23 protein-coding genes are annotated in these 21,235 nt (G+C 43.2%); 22 read left to right on the top strand and 1 reads right to left on the bottom strand.

Features of this window, described 5'->3' with window-relative positions:
• Positions 1-21: 21 nt before the first annotated feature.
• Positions 22-417: a helix-turn-helix transcriptional regulator gene (locus tag C8268_RS15995; RefSeq protein WP_106768592.1), complete on the top strand. Its 396-nt coding sequence runs from the start codon at positions 22-24 to the stop codon at positions 415-417.
• 61 nt (positions 418-478) lie between these two features.
• Here C8268_RS15995 and C8268_RS15990 read toward each other — a convergent pair whose 3' ends face one another.
• Positions 479-1,582 (bottom strand): YheC/YheD family endospore coat-associated protein, encoded by a 1,104-nt coding sequence (locus tag C8268_RS15990; RefSeq protein ID WP_106768591.1) that lies wholly within the window; start codon positions 1,580-1,582, stop codon positions 479-481.
• A gap of 189 nt (positions 1,583-1,771) precedes the next feature.
• On the opposite strand from C8268_RS15990, the gene C8268_RS15985 reads away from it, so the two are divergent.
• The 21 genes from C8268_RS15985 to C8268_RS15885 all read left to right on the top strand — a co-directional run bounded on the left by C8268_RS15985 (position 1,772) and on the right by C8268_RS15885 (position 21,234).
• Positions 1,772-2,917 carry a glycosyltransferase family 4 protein gene (locus tag C8268_RS15985; RefSeq protein ID WP_106768590.1) on the top strand — a complete coding sequence of 382 codons (1,146 nt, stop codon included), beginning with the start codon at positions 1,772-1,774 and terminating at the stop codon, positions 2,915-2,917.
• Between the two features lie 91 nt (positions 2,918-3,008).
• Positions 3,009-3,710: a glycosyltransferase family 2 protein gene (locus C8268_RS15980; protein ID WP_106768589.1), complete on the top strand. Its 702-nt coding sequence runs from the start codon at positions 3,009-3,011 to the stop codon at positions 3,708-3,710.
• 99 nt (positions 3,711-3,809) lie between these two features.
• A complete protein-coding gene (locus C8268_RS15975) occupies positions 3,810-4,109 on the top strand; it encodes a nucleoside-diphosphate sugar epimerase (protein ID WP_106768588.1) in 300 nt (99 codons plus the stop codon).
• A gap of 36 nt (positions 4,110-4,145) precedes the next feature.
• Positions 4,146-4,457: an alpha-helical endospore appendage domain-containing protein gene (locus C8268_RS15970; RefSeq protein ID WP_106768587.1), complete on the top strand. Its 312-nt coding sequence runs from the start codon at positions 4,146-4,148 to the stop codon at positions 4,455-4,457.
• Positions 4,457-4,777: a hypothetical protein gene (locus C8268_RS15965; protein WP_106768586.1), complete on the top strand. Its 321-nt coding sequence runs from the start codon at positions 4,457-4,459 to the stop codon at positions 4,775-4,777. Before C8268_RS15970 ends, C8268_RS15965 begins: the two co-directional genes overlap by 1 nt.
• A 2-nt stretch (positions 4,778-4,779) precedes the next feature.
• Entirely contained in the window at positions 4,780-5,115 is a 336-nt protein-coding gene (locus tag C8268_RS15960; protein WP_106768585.1) for a hypothetical protein, read from the top strand.
• A 143-nt stretch (positions 5,116-5,258) separates the two neighbouring features.
• The gene (locus tag C8268_RS15955) at positions 5,259-6,347 is read left to right on the top strand and encodes an aminoglycoside phosphotransferase family protein (protein WP_234032838.1); all 1,089 of its coding nucleotides are present in this window, start codon (positions 5,259-5,261) and stop codon (positions 6,345-6,347) included.
• A 95-nt stretch (positions 6,348-6,442) separates the two neighbouring features.
• Entirely contained in the window at positions 6,443-7,624 is a 1,182-nt protein-coding gene (locus tag C8268_RS15950) for a phosphotransferase (RefSeq protein WP_106768584.1), read from the top strand.
• Positions 7,625-7,658: 34 nt separating this feature from the next.
• A complete protein-coding gene (locus tag C8268_RS15945; protein ID WP_106768583.1) occupies positions 7,659-9,371 on the top strand; it encodes an HAD-IIIC family phosphatase in 1,713 nt (570 codons plus the stop codon).
• A complete protein-coding gene (locus C8268_RS15940) occupies positions 9,368-9,601 on the top strand; it encodes a phosphopantetheine-binding protein (RefSeq protein WP_106768582.1) in 234 nt (77 codons plus the stop codon). The genes C8268_RS15945 and C8268_RS15940 overlap by 4 nt, the downstream gene beginning before the upstream one ends.
• Positions 9,598-10,182, top strand: coding sequence for a GNAT family N-acetyltransferase (locus C8268_RS15935; RefSeq protein WP_106768581.1), 585 nt, complete (start codon positions 9,598-9,600; stop codon positions 10,180-10,182). The genes C8268_RS15940 and C8268_RS15935 overlap by 4 nt, the downstream gene beginning before the upstream one ends.
• Positions 10,183-10,381: 199 nt before the next feature.
• Positions 10,382-11,098 (top strand): cysteate racemase, encoded by a 717-nt coding sequence (gene cuyB / locus C8268_RS15930; protein ID WP_106769982.1) that lies wholly within the window; start codon positions 10,382-10,384, stop codon positions 11,096-11,098.
• Positions 11,099-11,105: 7 nt separating this feature from the next.
• Positions 11,106-13,511: a YheC/YheD family protein gene (locus tag C8268_RS15925; RefSeq protein ID WP_199794860.1), complete on the top strand. Its 2,406-nt coding sequence runs from the start codon at positions 11,106-11,108 to the stop codon at positions 13,509-13,511.
• 345 nt (positions 13,512-13,856) lie between these two features.
• On the top strand, positions 13,857-14,663 hold the full coding sequence (locus C8268_RS15920) for a glycosyltransferase family 2 protein (RefSeq protein WP_106768579.1): 807 nt from the start codon (positions 13,857-13,859) through the stop codon (positions 14,661-14,663).
• 163 nt (positions 14,664-14,826) lie between these two features.
• Positions 14,827-15,813 (top strand): glycosyltransferase family 2 protein, encoded by a 987-nt coding sequence (locus C8268_RS15915; protein ID WP_234032836.1) that lies wholly within the window; start codon positions 14,827-14,829, stop codon positions 15,811-15,813.
• Between the two features lie 11 nt (positions 15,814-15,824).
• Complete coding sequence (locus tag C8268_RS15910; RefSeq protein WP_106768577.1) at positions 15,825-16,553, top strand: glycosyltransferase family 2 protein; 729 nt, start codon at positions 15,825-15,827, stop codon at positions 16,551-16,553.
• A 29-nt stretch (positions 16,554-16,582) separates the two neighbouring features.
• Positions 16,583-17,293, top strand: coding sequence for a sugar phosphate nucleotidyltransferase (locus C8268_RS15905; protein WP_106768576.1), 711 nt, complete (start codon positions 16,583-16,585; stop codon positions 17,291-17,293).
• A gap of 37 nt (positions 17,294-17,330) precedes the next feature.
• Positions 17,331-18,467, top strand: a complete 1,137-nt coding sequence (locus C8268_RS15900) for a glycosyltransferase family protein (RefSeq protein ID WP_106768575.1) — start codon at positions 17,331-17,333, stop codon at positions 18,465-18,467.
• A 285-nt stretch (positions 18,468-18,752) separates the two neighbouring features.
• Positions 18,753-19,640, top strand: coding sequence for a GT-D fold domain-containing protein (locus C8268_RS15895; RefSeq protein ID WP_234032834.1), 888 nt, complete (start codon positions 18,753-18,755; stop codon positions 19,638-19,640).
• Positions 19,637-20,965, top strand: coding sequence for a glycosyltransferase family 2 protein (locus C8268_RS15890; protein ID WP_106768573.1), 1,329 nt, complete (start codon positions 19,637-19,639; stop codon positions 20,963-20,965). The genes C8268_RS15895 and C8268_RS15890 overlap by 4 nt, the downstream gene beginning before the upstream one ends.
• A gap of 20 nt (positions 20,966-20,985) precedes the next feature.
• Positions 20,986-21,234: a hypothetical protein gene (locus C8268_RS15885; RefSeq protein ID WP_106768572.1), complete on the top strand. Its 249-nt coding sequence runs from the start codon at positions 20,986-20,988 to the stop codon at positions 21,232-21,234.
• The last annotated feature ends 1 nt before the right edge of the window (position 21,235 follow it).

Below are 21,235 nucleotides of genomic sequence, written 5' to 3'. Positions count from 1 at the left end.
GATAGGGTAGGGAGAATGCATATGACAGATCGACTGATCCGACTGATGAAGATTATTACGCTTGTTCAGGCAAGGCCGGGAATATTAGCCAGGGAACTTGCGGAACGGTGCGGAACTAGCGAAAGAACCATATATCGGGATATGGACGCGCTAAGTGCGATGCACATTCCGATAACCCATCAAGGTAGGGGCCGGGGATATACGTTTATCGGTCACTTTGCAATGTACCCATTAGGATTGACGGAGGAAGAAGTTCAAGCACTATACAAACTTTTACCGATGCTGGAGGAACTCAAACCGATTTTGCCTCCATGCTTTGAAAGTGCTTATGAGAAAGTGTTGGCTGCCGTTTATAAACAAAGTGCCGAAAAGGCAGAGATCCAGAGTGGAGACCGTGAAGATCATATGGAATCCTGACAATATAACAAGTAAGAAAACAGCGTTTCCTGTAAGGGAATCGCTGTTTTTATATATCTTTTCAATATGTTGGCCAGCTCCCCGAATTCAGCAAATAACGTGCAAAGCCGATAGGCTTGCAGTACGTCTCTTTCCATACCCTTTCCAATCCGACTTCTTTGAACCCATAACGTTGATCTCTTCCATTTGCTTCAATAAAGTAAAGCAGTCCTTCAGAGGTAACTGCTATATCCATACCAAAGTCCGCCGCGTAAGGCATATGCTTGGAGAGCGAATGAGCGATCTGAAGCGCGAATTGAGCTATACGATCAATGAGGAGATCGGTAGGTATATCAGGTAGAGAACGACTGAAAACGTCATGAACAGGATAAGCTGATCCACCTTGAGCGATATTCGAAACGAAGGTTCGAGGCGATGAAGTTTTGACAAACATTCCGCTTATTTCCCAAGTGCCGCTCAGGCCCCGTTGCACCGTAATACGGATGTCATAAGGCTTGCCCCCATACTCAGCTAGTTGAATTCGTTGTTGAGCAAGAAAAGGGAGGGAGCGTATTCTTTTGCGCAGCAGCAGTGGCAGATATCCTCTGGCTACACGCTGGGTTCTCCAGCCCTTGGCCGAAGGGGATGAACGTGAATACGTAAAATGATCATGGAATTTATCGCGACGCAGCCGCATCATACCGAGTCCAACGCTTCCTCGGCAAGGTTTCAGAATAACATCTCCATGCTGCTCAAGCATGAAGCGGATTGAAGCAGGATTAGCAGGAAGCGTCTGCGGAAGAGCAGGGCTAATCAACGGATCTTTTGCCAGTATATTATGGATGCTATCCTTTCCGTATCTAGTACTATAATTATAGATGAATATTCCCTCCGAGATGAGCAAGTTGATTATTTCGTGAGCTCGCTTATTACGAAAGATAGCCCGGTTGTGTATTACACGTGGGATCGAGATCTTGCTTAACGAATACCCGGATGGTGTTCTAATGTAACCTTCAGCCGTACATGTGTCTAGAGATAGGTCCTGTATTCTGAAAAAACAAGGAATCAGCCCATACGATTTGGCCGCATCTTCATAGTTCTCTATTGACTCTGTACCGGTCTTCCCGCTTGGAATACCGCGGTACGTACTGTTATTGAGTAGGATCCCCACATATTCCGGCTGCATGCTACCTCCTCCTTGTCACAGTTTTCGACAATCATTTATTTGTTTATCAGTTTATGCGGTATACAACCTGTCCCGGATGGACGGGTGTCGAGTGGTTACCGCCTATTCTTCTTGAAGCAGTTTCAGTTGTCACCAATATACCCTCTTCCGGTATATGCTAAAAGTATGATGTGAGAAGGGTGTGGAGCTATGAGCTTGCGGAAGGTTGCGGTAGTGACACCGGGGTCATTTGTTATTCCGTCGGGTAGGAGTAGCTCCGTTGAACGGGTGGTGGAACAGACAGTACCCTTGGTTCAGGGGGCGATGGATATTCGGATTTATGGAGTTGTAGGAAAAGGCTTGCCACCTAAAGGAACGATTCATGGGGTTCCATGTTATCGATTACCGTTCGGCGCATCCTACTATCGATCCTTGTTGCGCAGACTTTACAAGTGGAGACCAGATGTCGCAGAAGTTCATAACAGGCCACTCTTGGCCCAACGGCTCAAAATGCATCTTCCAGGTGTGAAAATGGTGCTTACATTGCATTCTAATACTTTTATCAGCCCTCCATATATGAACAGAAAACGATTTGGTAAAATAGCTGGCACGATGGACAGAATCGTAGTGAACAGTCACTTTCTGTTAGAGGATATAGTTTCATACCATCCTTGGCTAAGGGAAAAAATAACGATTAATCATCTTGGGGTTAACTTGGAGCAATTTTCTCCTCCATTCAGCCCGATAGCGAAGGCACTAAGAGAAGCAAGGCTTGCACATTATGGATGGAAAGGACGAAAAATTATTCTGTTTGTCGGTCGCCTGATTCCGGAAAAGGGGGTTCATCATTTGATTGAGGTTCTACCTCAAGTCATTGATAAGCACCCTGAGGCACTTTTGCTTGTCATTGGCAGTGCCTCATATGGATCGGATAGGGATACACCTTATATCCGAAAGTTAAAAGATGCTGCGAAATCATATCAGACATGGGTGAAATTTCTCCCGTTTATACCTTATCCCGGTATTGCGGACTGGTATGCACTTGCTGATATTGTGGTTGTACCTTCTTCACCAAGAGAAGCCTTTGGATTGGTTAATGTGGAAGCGATGGCAGCAGGAGTTCCCGTAATTGCTGCAAATGCTGGAGGTATTCCTGAAATTGTGGATCACGGGATAAACGGATATTTAATTCCGCCTGATCATTTAGCAGCCGGATTGTCTGAACGGATAAACGCATTGTTGGAAGATGAGATTCTCCGGACGCAAATTGGGATGGCGGGACGGGAATCAGTACGCCAGCGTTTCAGATGGGAGCATACGGCAGAGCGATGGGTTCGGCTGATGCAAAATATATAAGGTTGTAACAACACGGGGCAATCATGAGTATGGGGAAACTTTCCTGGGGGGCTAATCATATGAAAGACAGTTTACGATGAGAAGACGGCGTATGAAATTGCGAAGAGCTTTAACTGCTGCTCTTCGTGAAGTGGGGATGAAAAAGGCCTATAAATCCGGGTTTCAGGCTGGTTATGATTTAGGATTTCAGATTGGAAAAGAAGATAGCTGTCGTCCTTTTGATGGGGTCAGTATCATTATACCGACCCGCCTTCATGGTGAGAATGTAATGCGTATCATCCAAAAAATTGAAGCCTTAACTCCACATCCGTATGAGCTGATTGTCGCAAACGCTGGATCTTCAGAGGTGACCATGCAATATTTACAGAAGCGGACTGGATCTGTAAGACATATCTCGTCCAGAAACGGTGAAGGCATCGTTGGTATTCTAAACAAGGCATTTTTTGCTGCACATGGCCAAATATTGGTCGTTTTAATAGCTGTCTCACCTAACATTAATGATTGGATGGATGATCTGATCATGGAACCCAAGAGAGATTCATTGAAAATTACCGTTGTTACTTCTGCTTCCTCCAGTCATTCTCCAGAATTAAAAGCAACCTCAATATTAGGAAATGTAGATGTTCATTCTCGTATGAATGTTTGCTGTCTTGTGTTCAGCAAGGCGCTGTTATCTGATATTGGATGGTGGAATGAGGGTTTTGCAACCTTGAATGAAAGCATGAGTGAATGGTTAAGTCGAATTCCCAATCAGAATAAAATCATGGTAGAGGCTTTCAATAGATTTATCTGATCCGAAATGTAGTGTTGATCGTTTCGTATGTATAGATTTTTGCACCGGTCGACAAGGTCACGCATATGTTGAAGAAAAGGTCTGAAGGAGCGTTCCGAGTTGGAAAATAAAATCAATGATATGGTGGAGCATCTTTCATATTCTCAGAAGCAGATGGCTCGAATCTTTGAAGCGCAGCGGCACGCAGCAGTTCGTATGTCCCAAATCATAAGCTCGTTACCCAATCGTCAGCTTCAATCCCCTGAAACATTAATGAAGTCTGATGGAGGTCAGGTAGAGCAAGTAAACGGTAGCATTACAGCTTATTTGAATGCTATGGCCGATCTGCAGCAAAATGTGGCCGACACCTTGGAAATTGCCATGAAAGAGCTAAGGGTAAATGAGCAGGTGGAAGAATAGAAGTAGCAACATCGGTGACATAAGGGGGAAACGTACATGAGCAAAGAAGAATCTTTCATGCGGATTTTGGATGCATCAGTTATGATTCAGCGAAATACGTACCTTATTTTGCAAGGAAAGGCTATTGAATCGGAAAAAGTCTGTCAGTGGGTTTTGAGTCAGTATGATAGAGGTGGCGAATTGAAGGACTCTTTAGCCATTCATGAACAGATTGTGGAGCAGATTGAAGGTTTGACACGCATTGGATCAGGACTTTGCCGTAATCTGCGTATCGTTATGGGTACCTCTGAAGATGAGAATAACGTCGGCATGGGGTTTGATACGCTTGATTTTGGAGAACAGAATTGATGAAATCACGAATATATCGGGAGCAGGAGGCTAAAGTCGCCCTAATCTCTTCGATTGCAAAAAGTCAAGAAGCATTGGCTGGGATACTGGGAAATATTGCGGAAATAACAGCGCACCCCGATATTACTGCACGTACACTTGCAGAGAATATCCGGTTGCTTAATGCCTATCAATCTATAATGGCTGAAATGCTGACAGGCATACGGATTAACCGTTCCAAGAAAGGCAAACCATCTTCACCTTGGTTAAAGAACGAGTGTTTAACATGTGGAAAGGAAAATATGTTAGAGATTAGAAGATCGGGGTTACAGGAGGACTAGGTATGAAGGCATCAATGGAAAAAGACAGCGGTAGGTTAACGCTTCATTCTGGGATCCGAAAACCGTCTTCAAGATTAAGGCGTAGTCTTACGATCAAAGGAACAAAGCGACGTTACCGTACCCGTTTCGTACGGCGTAAACGACGCAGTATAAGAGGGCGTTATAGAAGCAGGCAGGAAATCCACCGAAGACGGTCTATCCCCCACGAATCCCCGGCTATTCATCAAGGTTATGATCAAGCATACTATGAAGATTTTAAGGTTGGATTTGCCCAAGGCTACGAAGATGGGCATTTTGCAGAAGCAGCTTCAACAATGCCGGGAAAGGTGATTGAATGAGGAAGAGGTGTTTTGTCCACATTCGATCATCTCTTTTTTTAGGCATGGCGGATATCTATACTTCCAATATCGTAGGTGAATGAATGATACATATATCTTTTGTTGACATAGAATGTTTAAAAGCGAGAATGGAGTGAGGTCTAGTGAATCGGACCAGCAAAATAGACAAGCGATTGATTCGAAGAACATGGCGTAAAATGAAATTTTCCGAATCATTCCGGTTTCTTTCGGCAAAGAAAATATCACTAAATCATAGAAAAACGAACTGTCTAAAAGATTCATATAAAAGCAGTATATGGAAAATTATTATTGATGCTGACAAGAAAAGCTTTCCCGTCATACTTAAAATATCCAAAAAACTGAAAGAAGCGAGGCCGGAAAGTACGGTTGAAAGAAATATATACCGTAAAGCAGTCAAAATTTTGCAACCGTTTATGCCTAAAGTGTATTTTACCAAAAAAAATGTAAGCGATCGCGATTTGTGGGTGTTCATGGAATATATTGAACCTATTAAAGGAAGGGTTCAATATAATCCTGATCACTTTGACAAGATCATTCCGACATTGGCAAATTTGCATGCGGCTACGATGGAAGATCGCTTTATACAGCAGGAAAAATTATTCGGACGTTGGTTGCCTCGATATGATTCCAAGGAAGCACGTGAGGAAAGAGTACGTTTAAATGAATTAACGCTATTTTATTTAGACGAGGCGATGAAGAATAAAGAGCTCAATAGTAATATCCAGCCGTATCATTCCTTACTACAAGCTCTGTTGAAGAAGGGAGCGGAATATTTTCCGGAGGTGCGAAAAGCAGGGTGCTGTATTATCCATGGGGATTTACACACCGCTAATATAGCCTGTCACGATGTGAATGAGAACGAATGGGACATCAAATTTATCGATTGGGAAGGTGCAAAATATGCTCCTTGCTGGTTTGATCTCGTCAATTTGATTGGCGTTTTTTTAGCCTATCGCAAGGAGTGGAAAGATCAAGAGGAAGCGATTACCCATCGCTGCGTACATTTGTATGCGAATGAAATGAGAAAGAACGGTGTTACTTTTAATTCAGATCCAGTGGAATTATATGAGAAGGCCTATTTAAAAAAAATACTGGAGAAAAGCTTATACCTGCAGTTGAATTGGGCGGTTACCGGCAAAAAAGAAGCGAAGCTGCTGTCGACTTATTTAGAAAAGGTAAGAGTATTCGGGAAAAAATTTGAATTGTATTAGCTCGTATGATGCCAGCGTATATCAAATTTTTTACTGTCAGGATGGCGGTGATCAACATAGGATATAGAAGAATTTTGGAGTGGAGGACTATGGATATGGCGAATGTACATGATTCAGCTGGATACGAGCAGGGCAGAAGTGATGGATTTAATAAAGGTAAACAAGACGGATTTGTAAAAGGGTTTGAGGATGCTAAAGCCATGTTGGATAACCCGCCGCTTAATGATATAAGTCTGAAATGGAGAGAGCATCATTGTGCTGAGCAGTTTGCGCCCCATTTTGGTACATCTGTCGTATTAAACGATCAGAAAATGGAATGTTTGAAAGAAACGTCTAAAAGTGCGATTTGGAAGCTGGAAGTATTGGCTTACAAACAAGCATCTCCTATTATTTTGAAAATTTTTAAACCACCCATTATTGATGAAAAGCTTACAGAACTAAATATGTATCGTAAGGTCAGTTCGATATTACCGGATTTAATGCCTACGATCTATTTGATTTTAGAGGGAATGAACGGTGATGACGTATGGGCATTTATGGAGTATGTCCCTCAAGTAAAAGGTCAAGTTATTTTTACCCCGGATCATTTTGATCAGATTATCCCTTCCTTAGCCAAGCTTCATGCTCTAACCTACAACGATAACTTTTACAATAAGTCGGATGTATTTGAGGATTGGCTTCCTCGATATGAATCGGAAGCTGTATCTGCCGAACGTATGAAGCACCATGAGAAGACTTTGGAGTATCTAGATAAAGCAATGGACCATCCTGAATTCAAGCAAAGGCTGAGTTCCAGTTACAACGATTTGAAGCGCATTTTGAAAAAAGGGCCGATCTATTTCCCTGAGCTTATTCAGGCAGGTAAAAGTATTACCCACAATGATCTGCAGACCCCGAACATGGGATGTCACAACATAGCTGAACCGAACTGGAACATTAAATTTTTGGATTGGGAAGGCGCGCGTTTCTCACCTTGCTGGTTCGACATGTTCAATTTGGTAGGCGTGTTTTTTGCTTACCGCAAGGACTGGAGAGCCGACGAAGATTTGGTGATTGAGCGATGTGCAAACCTATACGCTGCTGAAATGCTGAAGTATGGGATCTCCTTCGACGGAAGCCCGGTCCAATTGTATAAAAAGGCTTATCTGGAGCGTGTGCTGGAACGAAGCCTGTATCATCAGCTTCTCTGGGCAGTTGATGGTACAAAGCCTGCCCATCTGCTGGATGAATATGTGGAGAAAATCAAAGTTTGGGGTAAGGAGCTGGGATTGTATTAAGGTTTGCCTAATGACGTAAAAAGGAGGGATGTGCATGAATCATGTATTAACCTATCTTGATTTGGCAGATTCCTTGTTATGCTCTACCCCCACTCGAGCCCAAATTGCCGGAAGCCCTAAGCTTGCCTTCCGTCAAACCTACCGGATCAGAGTGGACCGAACGATGCCCTTTGAATTTATCGCCAATTTAATGCCTCCTTTTTGCAGGTTATGGGAAGCTGACGTTCGTTTTGTTTATTCTGAATACGATGCCGCTCTGACGGGACTTGGTGGAGATATGCAGGCTGACGCTTTCATCATTTGGATAGATTGGCGAGTCTATTTAAAATCGATGACAGCACAGGAAGCCATCCATTGGCTGAATGAAAGAATTCAAAAATTACGCGCGGCAACGAATAAACCGATATGGGTAAATAACTGGCCGGAGTCCCTCGTAGAAACCGATACCCTGTTCAGTTTTTCTGCAAGCGATCGGGGATGGTTCCGCAAGTTAAACATGCACATATCGGAATGGATTGAACGGAATACGGACTGTATGCTCATTGATTTAGCTGCGCTGGCCCAAGGATGCTCCGAACCTTTCCATGATTACCGCAATGAAGAAATAAGCAACTATCCGTTTTCTAACGAGGCAACGATTTTGCTTTCCCGCCACTTGAGCGTACATCTCCTTCCGGCTGCATTTGCCCCCCGGCTTAAAGCAATTGCTCTGGACCTTGACGACACCCTATACAACGGGGTTTTAGGAGAAGAGGGGCCGGAAACGGTATTGCTGACGGAAGGCCATTATCTTTTGCAGAGGCTGCTGCTTCGGCTTAAACAGTCGGGTATTATGCTAACGTTGTGCAGCCGTAATGAGGAGCAAGATGTCAAAGCGTTGTTTGAAAAGCGGGATGATTTTCCCTTAAAGTGGGATGATTTTGCGGCGGTTTGTGCCAACTGGCGGACGAAAGCAGAAAATCTCGATCGATTGGCGCAGATATTGAATATTGATCCTTCCGCTTTTTTGTTTGTGGATGATAATCCAGCTGAATTATTGAAGATGGCGGCCGCTCGGCCTGAAGTTCATCTGTTTCGGGCCAAGCGAAACGGTAGAGAAACAATGAAGGGGTTATGTCATTACCCGGGGCTTTATCAACTTCATCCCGACGATGCGGCCTTATCAAGAACAGCGGATATTCAAGCCAATCAACAGCGGGAGAGAATCCGGCATGAAGCGTCTGATTATAACGCCTATTTAGCCAGTCTGAAAATGCGGATAACAGTTTATGAGAATGATTCTTCCCAAGCCAGGCGGCTGTACGAATTAAGCCGTAAAACGAATCAATTCAACCTTGCTTTAAGGCGGATGACCGAAAGCGAAGTAAACGAAGCGATGGATATTAACCATTATCTATGTGTTGCCGTTTTTCTTTCGGATGTTTTGTCCGACAGTGGCTTGATCGGTGCATTTATATGCCGGATCGAAGGAGATCAAGCGCAATTGATTGAAACACTTTTTAGCTGCAGAGCGCTCGGCCGGGATATTGAAACGGTGGCATTCGCTTGGGTATTGGAGAAATTAGCGGCACGCGGAGTTCAGCATTTGCAAATCGATACCATCCAGGGACCGCGAAATGCTCCCGCTCTGGACTGGTTAAAGCGCTTTGTCGATGATCCTTCAAAACCGCAATCCCTTCATGAACTGTTGAAACGCGTCAAAGCAGCATGCCGTGACCATCCGGCCATGGTGGAGGTGAAAGCATGAATAATGAGTTACGGAAACAAGTCGGATCGATTCTGTCCGAGGTGCTAAATACAACGCTGTCGTCGGATGAAAATCCGAAACGCAAGGAAATGCCGAACTGGGACTCATTGAAACATATGGAACTCATTTTACGTCTTGAAGAGGAGTTAAATGTTCGCTTCTCGATCAAGGAGGTTGCAGCAATAACGAGTTTAGATGATTTAGTTGAGATCATAGAGGTGAAATCGTGAAACATAACATCATGGTAGAACGCTTCGGGATTCGATTAAGGCCGATAACGATGGATGATGCCGAGTTTATTTTCAAACTTAGGAGATCACCTGAATTGTCCAAGTATATCGGGGAAATCGATTCCCGTTTCTTCATCCATGAATCATGGCTGGAGGAGTACTTTCATCGAGAGGGCGATTATTACTTCTGTATTGAACTGTTATCAGGAAAAGCTGTCGGCACAATTGCGGTCTATGATATCGCAGATCAAACCGGTAATTGGGGCAGGTGGATTATCTCCCCTTTGATTCCAGCCGCCCCAGCTAGCGTGTGGCTTATTTTTCATGTCGCATTTGATATTCTAGGTTTGTCCAGTGTTTATTCCAACACGGTGATTGATAATGCAAGTGTTGTGTCTTTCCATGACAATTGCGGTCTGCCCCGTACAGGGATCGAACGCGATGGTTTAACCATCAAAGGCGTTTCTTATGATATGGTCATCCATACGGCAACAAAGGAGAACTGGCCTTTAATTCAAGAAAAATTGGAGAAACCAGCTATTTTGGCAGAGCGGCTGCTTATGGAGGAGGCCGACAGATAATTGTCACTTGCACATTTCGGGACAGCGAAGCTATTCGCTGTTTTTTTTTGTTACGGCTGCTATCCCGGTCAATACGAGGAGCTTTTTTGAGGGGCATTATGATGACTTTTGGTCCGGCTATAAGGACAAATATCAATGTCAACAGATCGGTACAATACATATTCTGTATACTATCAAAACATTCATGGGAGGTGATAATTTGAGTAAATCCATTGGTATAGTAGGCGGAATGGGCCCATATGCAACCATTGATTTGTTTCAAAAAATCGTAGAGAACACACCAGCAAAGACTGACCAAGAGCATCTAAGAATTTTGATCTATAATAATCCAAAAATTCAGCCCCGATCACATGTCTCCGAACCGAATCTGGTTAGCCCGCTGCCCGAGCTTATCCAATCCTGCTTACTGCTCGAGCAAGCGGGAGCAGATTTCCTTATTATGCCTTGTCATACGGCACATATTTGGTATCAGGATTTGAAAAAAACAGTAAGTATACCGTTTATCAGTATAATAGACAATACGGTAAAAACGCTGCTCGATCAAAACCGGTTTAATAACTGTAAAATGATCCTGTTTGCATCTGAAACGACGATCAAAAACCGCTTGTATCAACAAGCTTTTGCTAATTGCCCAATTGAACTCATTATCCCCGTTCCTGAAGAACAGCAAGTAGTTGATGCTGTGATTCGAAATGTGAAAGCAGGTAAATTAACAACAAACCCGTATCTCATTCATCTTGATCGTATAATAGAAGCCTATCAGAAAAAGGGAGTCGACGTATTTTTGGCTGGTTGTACAGAAATTCCGTTAATCACTCCTTATTTGAAAGTAAAACCAATCTTTATCGATACTACATTAATGCTGGCCACGACTGCTATCCGATATGCTTCACAAACTATACACACTGGAGGTTAGTGCCCTGATGACTAGATTCATGAGACAAAAAATTGCAGTAACCGGCAGTTGTGGGAAAACTACGGTTAGGGAGCTTATTGCAGCGATACTGGAGACGAAATGGAAAGTGCTCAAAACGAATGGTAATAGAAATTTGCCGGGACATACGAAAAAAAACGCACAAACATTTGAATCGGATCCATCTTATCAAGCCGTTATTTTAGAAATGGGGATGGGAAAGCTTGGAGCGGGTATTAGGCATTGCCGTTACTTCAAGCCGAATATCTCAGTCATTACCAATATCGGCACTGCTCATTACGGCAACCTCGGAAATAGCATTCGAGCCACTGCTGCCAGTAAATCAGCACTGATCCAAAATATGGACCCTAAAGGAACGCTGTTTATCAATAGAGACGATAAACATTCCAGATTGTTGTCAATAAAATCTTTTACAGGAACAGTCATCACCATAGGAATGAAACGACGAGCCGATTATCGGGCACAAGATGTAACCTATACAAATAAAGGCATGACTTTTCAGGTTATGCTGGACGAAAAACTAGAGAAGTTCTTTATACCTGCTTTCGGAATTCATAACGTGTATAATGCATTGTTCGCAATTGCAATAGCCCACAAGAACAAATTCACTGCCGCAGAGATAAGAGCAGGTCTGCAGGCTTACAAAATACCCGAGCAAAGACTGAACGTCTATTCGTACACGAAGAAATCGATTCTGATCGATGATACGGTTAATGCCAATCCCCAATCTATGAAAGCGGCTATCGATGTATTAGTTGAGCTTGGCAAGAAGAAGAAGAAGAAAGTCGTTCTGGGATCGATGCTAGAGCTTGGCGAATTTACCGAAAAAGGTCACAAAGAGATTGGCAAATATTTAGCGGAAAAGAAAGTAGATATGATATATTTGCTGGGTGATGAGACGCGATGGATTAGAGAGGGAGCAGTGGATTCCGGGTTTCCGACCGAACGGATTCAGCACTATACTGACCGAGATGCCCTTCATGTCGCTTTAATCAATCAATTTGAACGTAAGAGCGCCATTCTCGTGAAGGGTTCATGCTTAACCGATATGAAACAAACTGTCAATTTCCTGTTAGATCAATCCAATAACGTCAACATCAACCCAACGAAAACGTCCTTGAATGAGGACTATATTTATGTGAATAGCAAAACCAGGCTGAAGGAGTCTTTGATGTCCGATACAGTCACGATGCATTTCGGGCAAATGACGAAGGAGTTCAAGTTAAAGATCGACGATAAATTACGGACGGGAGAAGTCCGTTTTCCTCACAAGCTGACAGATAGAGTTACAATACCGGACTTGCAATTTGACTACTATTTCGAAGGAAGAGATTTATATATCGGACCTGTTATCGGCATTCACGCGAAGGATGTTTATCATCTCCATCCGGAAAAACAACTGCTACGCTTCACCAGGTATGCAGATATTAAAGGTCTAGTATTTCTATTTAAAATACGGAGAATCGATAAAATCAATGGCACGATTAAAGGATTGTATTATTGTCCCAAGACCAATTCGTTTGTAAAGGGAGTGTTTCCTTATCCTTCGGCGATATTTAACCGGGCGTCGATGCCGTCGGACATTTATCAACATCTTAAAGAACGTATCGGAGACAATATCTTTAACTATCCATATGGACATGTGGATAAATATCTATTTTGGGATGAAATGTCAAAAAGATCCGAAGTAAAAAATCTCCCCGACACGATGACGTACAATGCGGAAAATCTGGACCAAATGCTGAGAAAGCACAGCGATGTCTACCTGAAGCCGACAACGCTAGCCGGTGGGAAAGGCGTCCTTCGAATCGTCGCGTTAAAAAAATCCTTTCTGCTGTACAATACCAACGGCCAGGTATTCCAGACAGTATCCAAAGACATTTTACTGAAAAAAATAGAAGAAACCCGGCTGACAGAAAAGAATTATATTATTCAACAATCCATTCCTTTCTATAACAGACATGGCAACAAGGTCGATTTTCGCGTTTACTTCCAGCGAGATAAAACAAAAAACTGGAGATATTCCGGAATGGAAGCCAAAATTGCAAAGGAAGGCAGTATCATCTCTAATTCAAAGAAAAGGAAAAAGATCATACCTGGTGAGGAGGCTCTTCGCAGAATCTATCATTTAAACAAACATCAAACCAAACAAAAAATACAAGAGATCTCGATGATTTGCATCGGCCTATTGCAAAAATTCAACCAATATTGGGGTCATATAGGTGATACTGCGATTGATTTGATCATCGATAAACAAGGTAAGGTTTGGATTCTGGAAGTGCAGTTGGATTATGCCTCTGAAATTAAAGCAAAACGAGATGAGGACGAAAGATTCATTCTGCCTAATATCCTTCCCACGCCTATCGAATATGCCAAATCGTTAACGGGTTTTTAAGCTTAACGTTTGAAAAAAACGGAGCATTGCTGGTAAACAACTGTTGCCGGCAATGTTCCGAAGCTTCGATCAATTGAAGGTATGTGAAACAACCCGAGATTGGCAAGCAGTTAGTAACTCAGTAACATCGATGAGCTGTACAAATTCCAGAGGAGCCGGATGCGATGACCTGTACGTCCGGTTCTGTGAGAGGCCCATGCACATGTGCATGGGCCTATATGTACGGATAGAGTCACCAAATTCGTTTTATTTCGCCTTAATGTACGAATGCCGTTACAGGAAAATAACCTATACATAAAATGAGGAGAGAAGTTTACTTGAAAAACAAACTGGCAGGTGAGAAACATGTCGAAACGAATTCCTGCACGCACCGCAAAGAGAGTAAAGAGAAGGCCACTTCCGTTCATGATCAGAAACGCAGAATCCCCAAAGGTATCCGTTATCATTCCTGCTATGAATGAAAGGAAGACCATTGGAGCTGTGATTCGTCAATCCTATCAGGTGCACCCCGAGACAGAAGTTATCGTTGTTGCTAACGGTTCCACAGACGGTACGGCTGAAATCGCACAGAGAATCGGTGCGAAAGTTATCCATTTACCCAATGCTCTTGGACACGACGTAGGCCGAAGTGTCGGTGCTAAAGAGGCTCAGGGAGAAATTTTACTATTCACCGATGCTGATATTGTTATTAAGACAAAGGATTTCATACCCTTGACAAAAGCAGTGGAAGACGGCGTGGATGTGGCCTTAAATAAGTATTTGGGGCCGACCGGCAAGACACATGTACACAGTGTTGTGCTTGCTAAGCATGCGTTAAATATATTGGTCTCGAATCCCAAATTAAAAGGTGCCTCCTTAACAACGATTCCACATGCTATGAGCCGCTATGCAATGGACCTGATCGGTGCTGATAATTTGGCAGTCCCTCCGAAGGCTCAAGCTATAGCTATAAATAAAGGCTTGAATGTTCGCGCTGTCCATGAGGTGAATGTAGGGAAAAGCAATCCTAGAAGAGGAAGAACGAAAGGAAAAGATCCCATTGAAGGACTTATCGTTGGCGATCATTTGGAGGCGATCGATTGGTTTATTTCTAAAACTGGTGTACGCGGCAATCGGTCGGATCTGACACGTAACAGAGAAAGCGTGTGGTGACTTCATGGTGAATAGAAAACGGAGACGATTGGTGAAGGGCTTTTCAAGTTCTTTTAGAAGAAATTTAAAATTATACAGAAAATCAATCAAAAAGAAGAAACGGAATGTTCGTGAATCGGGGTTTCTTCATACTTCAAAAAGGAGACCCATTCCCAAAAGAGTCTTGAATTACTGGCAAGAAAGAGCTTATTTAGCAGGTTTTCAAGCAGCAACTGCAGCACATTTGCAGGAGAAGCGATCGGAAGAGCCAGTGGAGAGTTTCCATCAACAAGTAAATCAGAGCTGGAATCATTGGTATCAAGCCGTAAAACCTTTCCCATGGCCGATTTACCACGCTGCTGCTGCCAAATTTATGGAGGGATATTGTAAACTCTCCAAAAAGATTTTCCGTCATTGTGTATTGCTCCCGACAGATAAAACGGTAGCTGCAATCGTTATGGTCATGAATGAAAAAGATACGATTCAGCAGGTAATTGAACAACTAAACCGGATGCCGCTGCACGAAATTATATTTGTTGTGAACGGCTCGAAGGACGAGAGCTTTGAATTGATTCGAAATCAATCAGATTCGATCATCGTTCATTACCAACAAGCGTTGGGGCATGATGTCGGTAGAGCCATCGGGGCAAAGTTGGCCAATTCTGATATTTTACTATTTCTGGACGGAGATTTTCCGGTGCTGGCGGAGCATCTCATCCCTTTTATTGATGCCATAGCAAAAGGAAATGATATTGCATTAAACAATATCTCTCCTTATATCGGAGTATTCTCGGATCGAGATGATGTGACCATCGTTAAAGAATTTGTAAATCGGTCGATGTCCAGGGAGGATCTTGAGGCAAATTCGCTGACCGCTGTCCCACATGCTATAAGTAAGGAAGCGGTAAGAAGCATCGGATATAGCAATTTGGCGGTCCCACCGAAAGCGCAGGTTATTGCCATAGAAAAGGGATTATCCATAAACGCACCTGCCAGTGTGGATGTGATTACAAGGAATCGCCTTAGGGCGCGAAATAGTGGTCCCAATAACGCTGTTTCTGACATGATCATTGGAGATCATATCGAAGCTTTACAAACGGTAATCGAATGGAAAGGTTCAAGGTTATCTTTTCCGGATCAGATCAGACATCGTCAAATTACCAAGACATGAAGGTGGATAGTATGAGAAAAACGAGCATAATTATCCCGACTTATAACGGAAAAGAACTGCTTAAAGATTGCATTTATTCCATTAAACGATATACAGAACAACCGCATGAAATCATTGTTGTCGATAATGGCTCTTCCGATGGAACTGGTGATATATGCCGCCAGGAAGGAGTTACTTTTATTTCACTCGCTAATAATGTTGGCTTTCCGGCAGCTTGCAATAAAGGATTGAAGATCGCTACCGGCGATACACTTCTTCTGCTAAACAATGATGTTATTGTTTCACGGAATTGGTTGGGTAATATGCTGGATTGTTTGTATAGCAGTTCAGAGATTGGGATTGTTGGACCGCTCACGAATTATGCAAGTGGCAAACAGCAGGTTGATATGCCATACAGCAATGTAGAGGAGATGGAACAACGACTCAATGAGCCAGATGCCCGAAAATGGGTTCAGGTCGATCGTATTGTTGGTTTATGTTTTTTGTTTAAACGAGAGTTAATGGATCGAATCGGACTGTTGGATGAGCGGTTTTCTCCTGGGCATTATGAGGATGATGATTACTGTTACCGGGCAAGGCAAGCAGGATATACGTTCAAAATTGCGGGAGATGTATTTGTTTTTCATCATGGAAGTGCAAGCTTCGGCAAACAGGATGTAGGCAAGTTAAAAAGACTTATTGAGCGTAATCGGCAAAAATTTATGGAAAAATGGGGAGTCGACCCGACGATTTATGTATAGTCGATTTCTGTGCAGAAAGGGAGGGTTATATGAAGGGCGTTATACTGGCGGGAGGTACTGGTACCCGACTTTACCCGCTGACAAAAATCATAAACAAACATTTACTTCCTGTTGGGAATTTTCCGATGATCTGTCACGGAATAGAGAAGCTACAAAGTGCGGGTATTAAAGAAATTTTGTTGGTTATTAGCAAGCAATCGGCAGGTCTATATACTGAATTGTTGGGCGGTGGAAGGGAGTGGGGAGTCCGCCTTACTTATAAAATTCAGGAGGAGGCTGGCGGGATTGCCCAGGCGCTGTCACTCGCTGAGTCTTTTATGAAGCCTGATGAAAAATTCCTTGTACTCCTCGGAGATAATTTGTTCGAGGATTCGCTAACAACTTATGTTCAATCCTTTCAGAAACAGAAAAAAGGAGCTCGAATACTTCTGAAGAAAGTTCATGATCCTGAGAGATACGGAGTTCCTATTTTGGAAGAAAATACAATTTTAAGAATTGAAGAAAAACCTGAGAATCCTAAATCCGATTTTTGTGTAACAGGCATTTATATGTATGATACAACTGTTTTTGATAAGATTCGGGGCATTAAGCCTTCTGGACGCGGTGAGCTGGAGATTACCGATGTTAACAACGTGTATGCAGCTGAGGGACAACTTGCTTATGACGTTTTAGACGGATGGTGGACGGATGCAGGAACCTTTAAATCCTTGCATCAAGCCAGCGACTGGCTCTTGAAATGAAAGAGATGAATCGAATTGAATCCGGAGGCCTGACTGCATGCAAACAACAAAGGTGAATTTGTTACAGCAGGGAATGTGGTTAACGGAGCAATCCGTGAGACAAAAAGGGTACAAAGACGGTTTTGAGCAGGGACGCAGAGAGGGATACCGGCTTGGTTTCGCCGAAACAGCTCTTCGTCCGCTGTCACAAGACAAAATAACTGTTCGGAATCTTCATATTCTTTATGTAACCGCAGGGATCGGCGTTCCGTATCCAGCGCTGGATCAGGCGGTGATTGACGCTTTTAAGGATTTGGTTCTTAAGATTACGGTCGCGAATCCTTCGGAAGATGTAGTTACTCTGGCTAAAAAAAATCAACCTGATCTTGTTCTTGTTCTTAACGGAGTCGTCTTGGAAGCAGATACAGTTAAGAGGTTAAGACAACATGGGTTTAGAACGGCTGTCTGGTTTACCGATGATCCATACTACACGGATTGGACCGTATCTATCGCGCCCCGATACGATTATATATTTACGCTTGAATCAAGCTGCCTTCCCTTTTATCGAAAGTTAGGATGCCAGCATGTGTATCATCTACCCTTCGCAGTGAATCCCAAAGTATTTCACCCGAAATACGTATCCACTTCTTATCAAACGGACATCTGCTTTATTGGAACGGCGTTTTGGAACCGGGTAGAGGTCATCGACCGACTTGCCTCAATGTTGAGAAATAAAAAGGTGGTCATCTCGGGATGGTGGTGGGATCGGCTGCAAAACTACTCCCTCCTTTCTGACAAAATCAAGCTTGGTGATTGGATGACTCCCGAGGATACAGCCAGCTACTATAATGGAGCGAAAATCGTTATCAATCTTCACCGCGCAGCAGATGACGATACGATCAACGCCAATAGCCGAAAAATACCGGCTCATTCTGTTAATCCACGAACATTTGAAATAGCCGGCTGCGCCACATTACAATTGTCCGATCTTCGTCGGGATTTAGGTCAGGTATATTCTGCGGGAACTGAAATCGGGACCTATGGTTCTTATGATGAGCTGCTAGAAAAAATTGAATATTATTTACAGCATGAAGAAGAGAGACAGCAAATGGCTTTAAACAGCTTGATAAGAACGAGAAGAGATCATACCTATCATAATAGATTGACTTCCATGCTAAAAATTATTTTTCCTTAGTCAATAGATGAAAATGGATGGGTATACCCGTTTCCTATTTCATTTCAAAGAATATATTGAGCGTAAGATGGGGTGATCACCATACGACAGCGCTTAGGAAAAGCAAAGCATAAGCGAGCCAAAAGACGTATTCTTAGGCGAGAATTCAGCAAGAAGCGAAGAAAATCCTTAAACAAGGTTTTCGTACCATCCGAGTGTAATTGTGAACAGAAGTTGCTGGAGCAGGCCTCTGCCTCGTTTAACCAAGGGTACGATACCGGTTATGACGAGGCATGGGGGAGGGCGATGCAAACCGTGTCAGCTACGCCATCCTTGCCGGTAACGGAGCCTGTTTCGGACCAAGTGATAAAGGAAAGTAACGAAAAAGAATACAAAAAGGGACTATATGACGGAGGAGAAGGGATTGTGGACTCCATCCTTCCAGAACTGGAGATTCTCCCCGAAATTTCGGTTCGACAGATTATCGAAGTTGGTATGAAACACATGAGTTCGCACTATTACAGACTCCTTGATGCTTCGGAAGTTGCCACCAGGATTAGGAGTGCTCTGAAGAAGCGCTCGCCTTTGTCTCTTATTCGTCTAGGTGACGGAGAATTGCTGACGCTGGCACAGGAAGTTGTGATGAGTGAGGAAGAGGTGAGGAAAGAAGGACATTTTTTAAGTTATTCCGGCGTGAATTTACCGGATATTGCGGCTCGAAATATGCTGGTTAGGGCTATACGAAAAGCAGACCTTATCGGAATCCCTAAATTACGACTGCCTAACTTTCAACCTCTAGCATTTTCCGTATTGAAGGCTCATCGGATTGACTATCGAAAATTGAAATTGACGTTATCGACAATTAACTATGCACTGAATCTGGAAGGATATTTGCGGGGGATTCTTGCGGGCTATCGTGTCCTGATTGTGGGAAATTCAGCACCAGCACTTTCAAAAGTTTTTCAAGACAGCGGTATCCACGTGACTGGAGTTGTTAGTCCTGTGAACGGAATAGGCGACATTCCGAGAGTCATGAATGAAATATCGGCTGCCTGTGACTTCGATATCGCACTTGTTGGAGCTGGGATTCCCGCTGTAATTATCGTGCAGCGCATTGCTTCTGAGCTTGGCAAAGTTGCGATTGATTTCGGACATTTGGCTAATTCATTGGTTCAAGGAGAGTCTATCCTATGAACAACAGGAGATATAGCAATAAAGGATATAACGATGGCTATATTAAAGGATTTAATTCAGGCTACGCAGATGGGTATAGACGTGGAAAAGCAGAGGGAGCCATGCGCAGTACAACTTACTTTGAAGGTACGAGCATCATCATTCCGACCTATAATCAGCTTCATTATTTAAAGGAGTGTATCGAAAGCGTTGTTCGATATACACATGAGCCATATGAGTTGATTATTATCGACAATGCATCTGTTGACGGAACAACGGAATACCTTAAATCGGCTAAAGGGATGCGATTTCGGATCAATCAAGAAAATTTGGGGTTTGCAGGCGCAGTAAATCAGGGACTTATGATGGCGAGAGGAACCACCTTGTTGATCTTGAACAATGATGCTGTCGTTACTTCCAACTGGCTGTCCAACTTGCTTGCCTGCCTGCACAGCAATTCACGATTCGGGATTGTCGGACCTGTAACGAATTACATTAGTGGTGATCAATTAATTGATGTCAGTTATACGAATATAACGGAGATGCAGCAGTTTTCCCGAACACACAACCAATCCAATGCTCGTTGCTGGTCCGAAACAAGCCGGTTGACTGGCTTTTGCATGCTGCTTCGTCGGAAGGATTTTATTCGATTAGGTTATTTTGATGAAGGTTTTCAGATCGGAAACTGTGAAGATGACGATTATGGACTACGTGCTCGGCTTCTCGGAATGCAGCTTATTATCGCGAAGGATACATTTATCCATCATTACGGCAGTGTGAGCATGAAATCATTAAGTTCCAGGTTCGATCAGGTATATGCGAACAATTTGAGTTTCTTTTCGAACAAATGGAGTGATCCTCATGGCATCCTGTCCCTTGATTGGCAGCGTAAAACAGATAGCGTAAACCTTCAAACCATTGATTCGTATCCAACTTGTGTGGTTGTGAAAGGAGCCGGTTCGAGGTCGTATTGGATAGAGCAAGGAAACCGCTATCCGATTGACGGCACAAATCCAGTGCAGGCTGTTCGCGTATCTCAGGTCGATCTGCGGAATTGGCCTCTTGGTAAAGTCATGTCCGCAGAGGACGTAAATCGTCGCATGAAGGCCGTGTATGGTTTACTCGATGATGGCAAGGTTACAGAAGGAAGACTTGTCAAAATACGGAATGGCAGTGTTTTTCAGCGTAAAGGGAATAAACTGCATCGGTTTCTCAATCGACACACATTAATGGCTTGGCAGCTTGATTCTTTTGAACCGTTGTCAGTCAGTCCTGACGAGTTACGGGATTACGAGGAGGGGGCCCCGATTATTCCGCCTCCGGTAATTAAGGCAGATAACATTTAAATGAGCAGAGGGTGAAATTTATGAGAAGGGGTAAAAAAATCCGTAATTTCAGATCGAAAAAAAGATTGTTAAGAAGCAGGAAACTGATCAGAAGAGGAAGGAGAGGACCGGGAAAGAGATTAAGCATTGCAACGCCAGCGCAGCAAGCCATAAATTACAATCAAGCGTATGATAAGGGTTTTGATGAAGCATATAATGAAGGTTTTAACGTTGGCTATTCGGAGGGTATGGAAGCTGGCCATCAAGAAGCTTATAAAGGAGAAGGATAAG

The sequence above is a fragment of the Paenibacillus faecalis genome (genome assembly GCF_900289175.1).
Classification (GTDB): domain Bacteria; phylum Bacillota; class Bacilli; order Paenibacillales; family Paenibacillaceae; genus Paenibacillus_AQ; species Paenibacillus_AQ faecalis.
The sequence above is the reverse complement of the archived record's forward strand: the minus strand, read 5'-3'. Positions and strand labels throughout refer to the sequence as shown.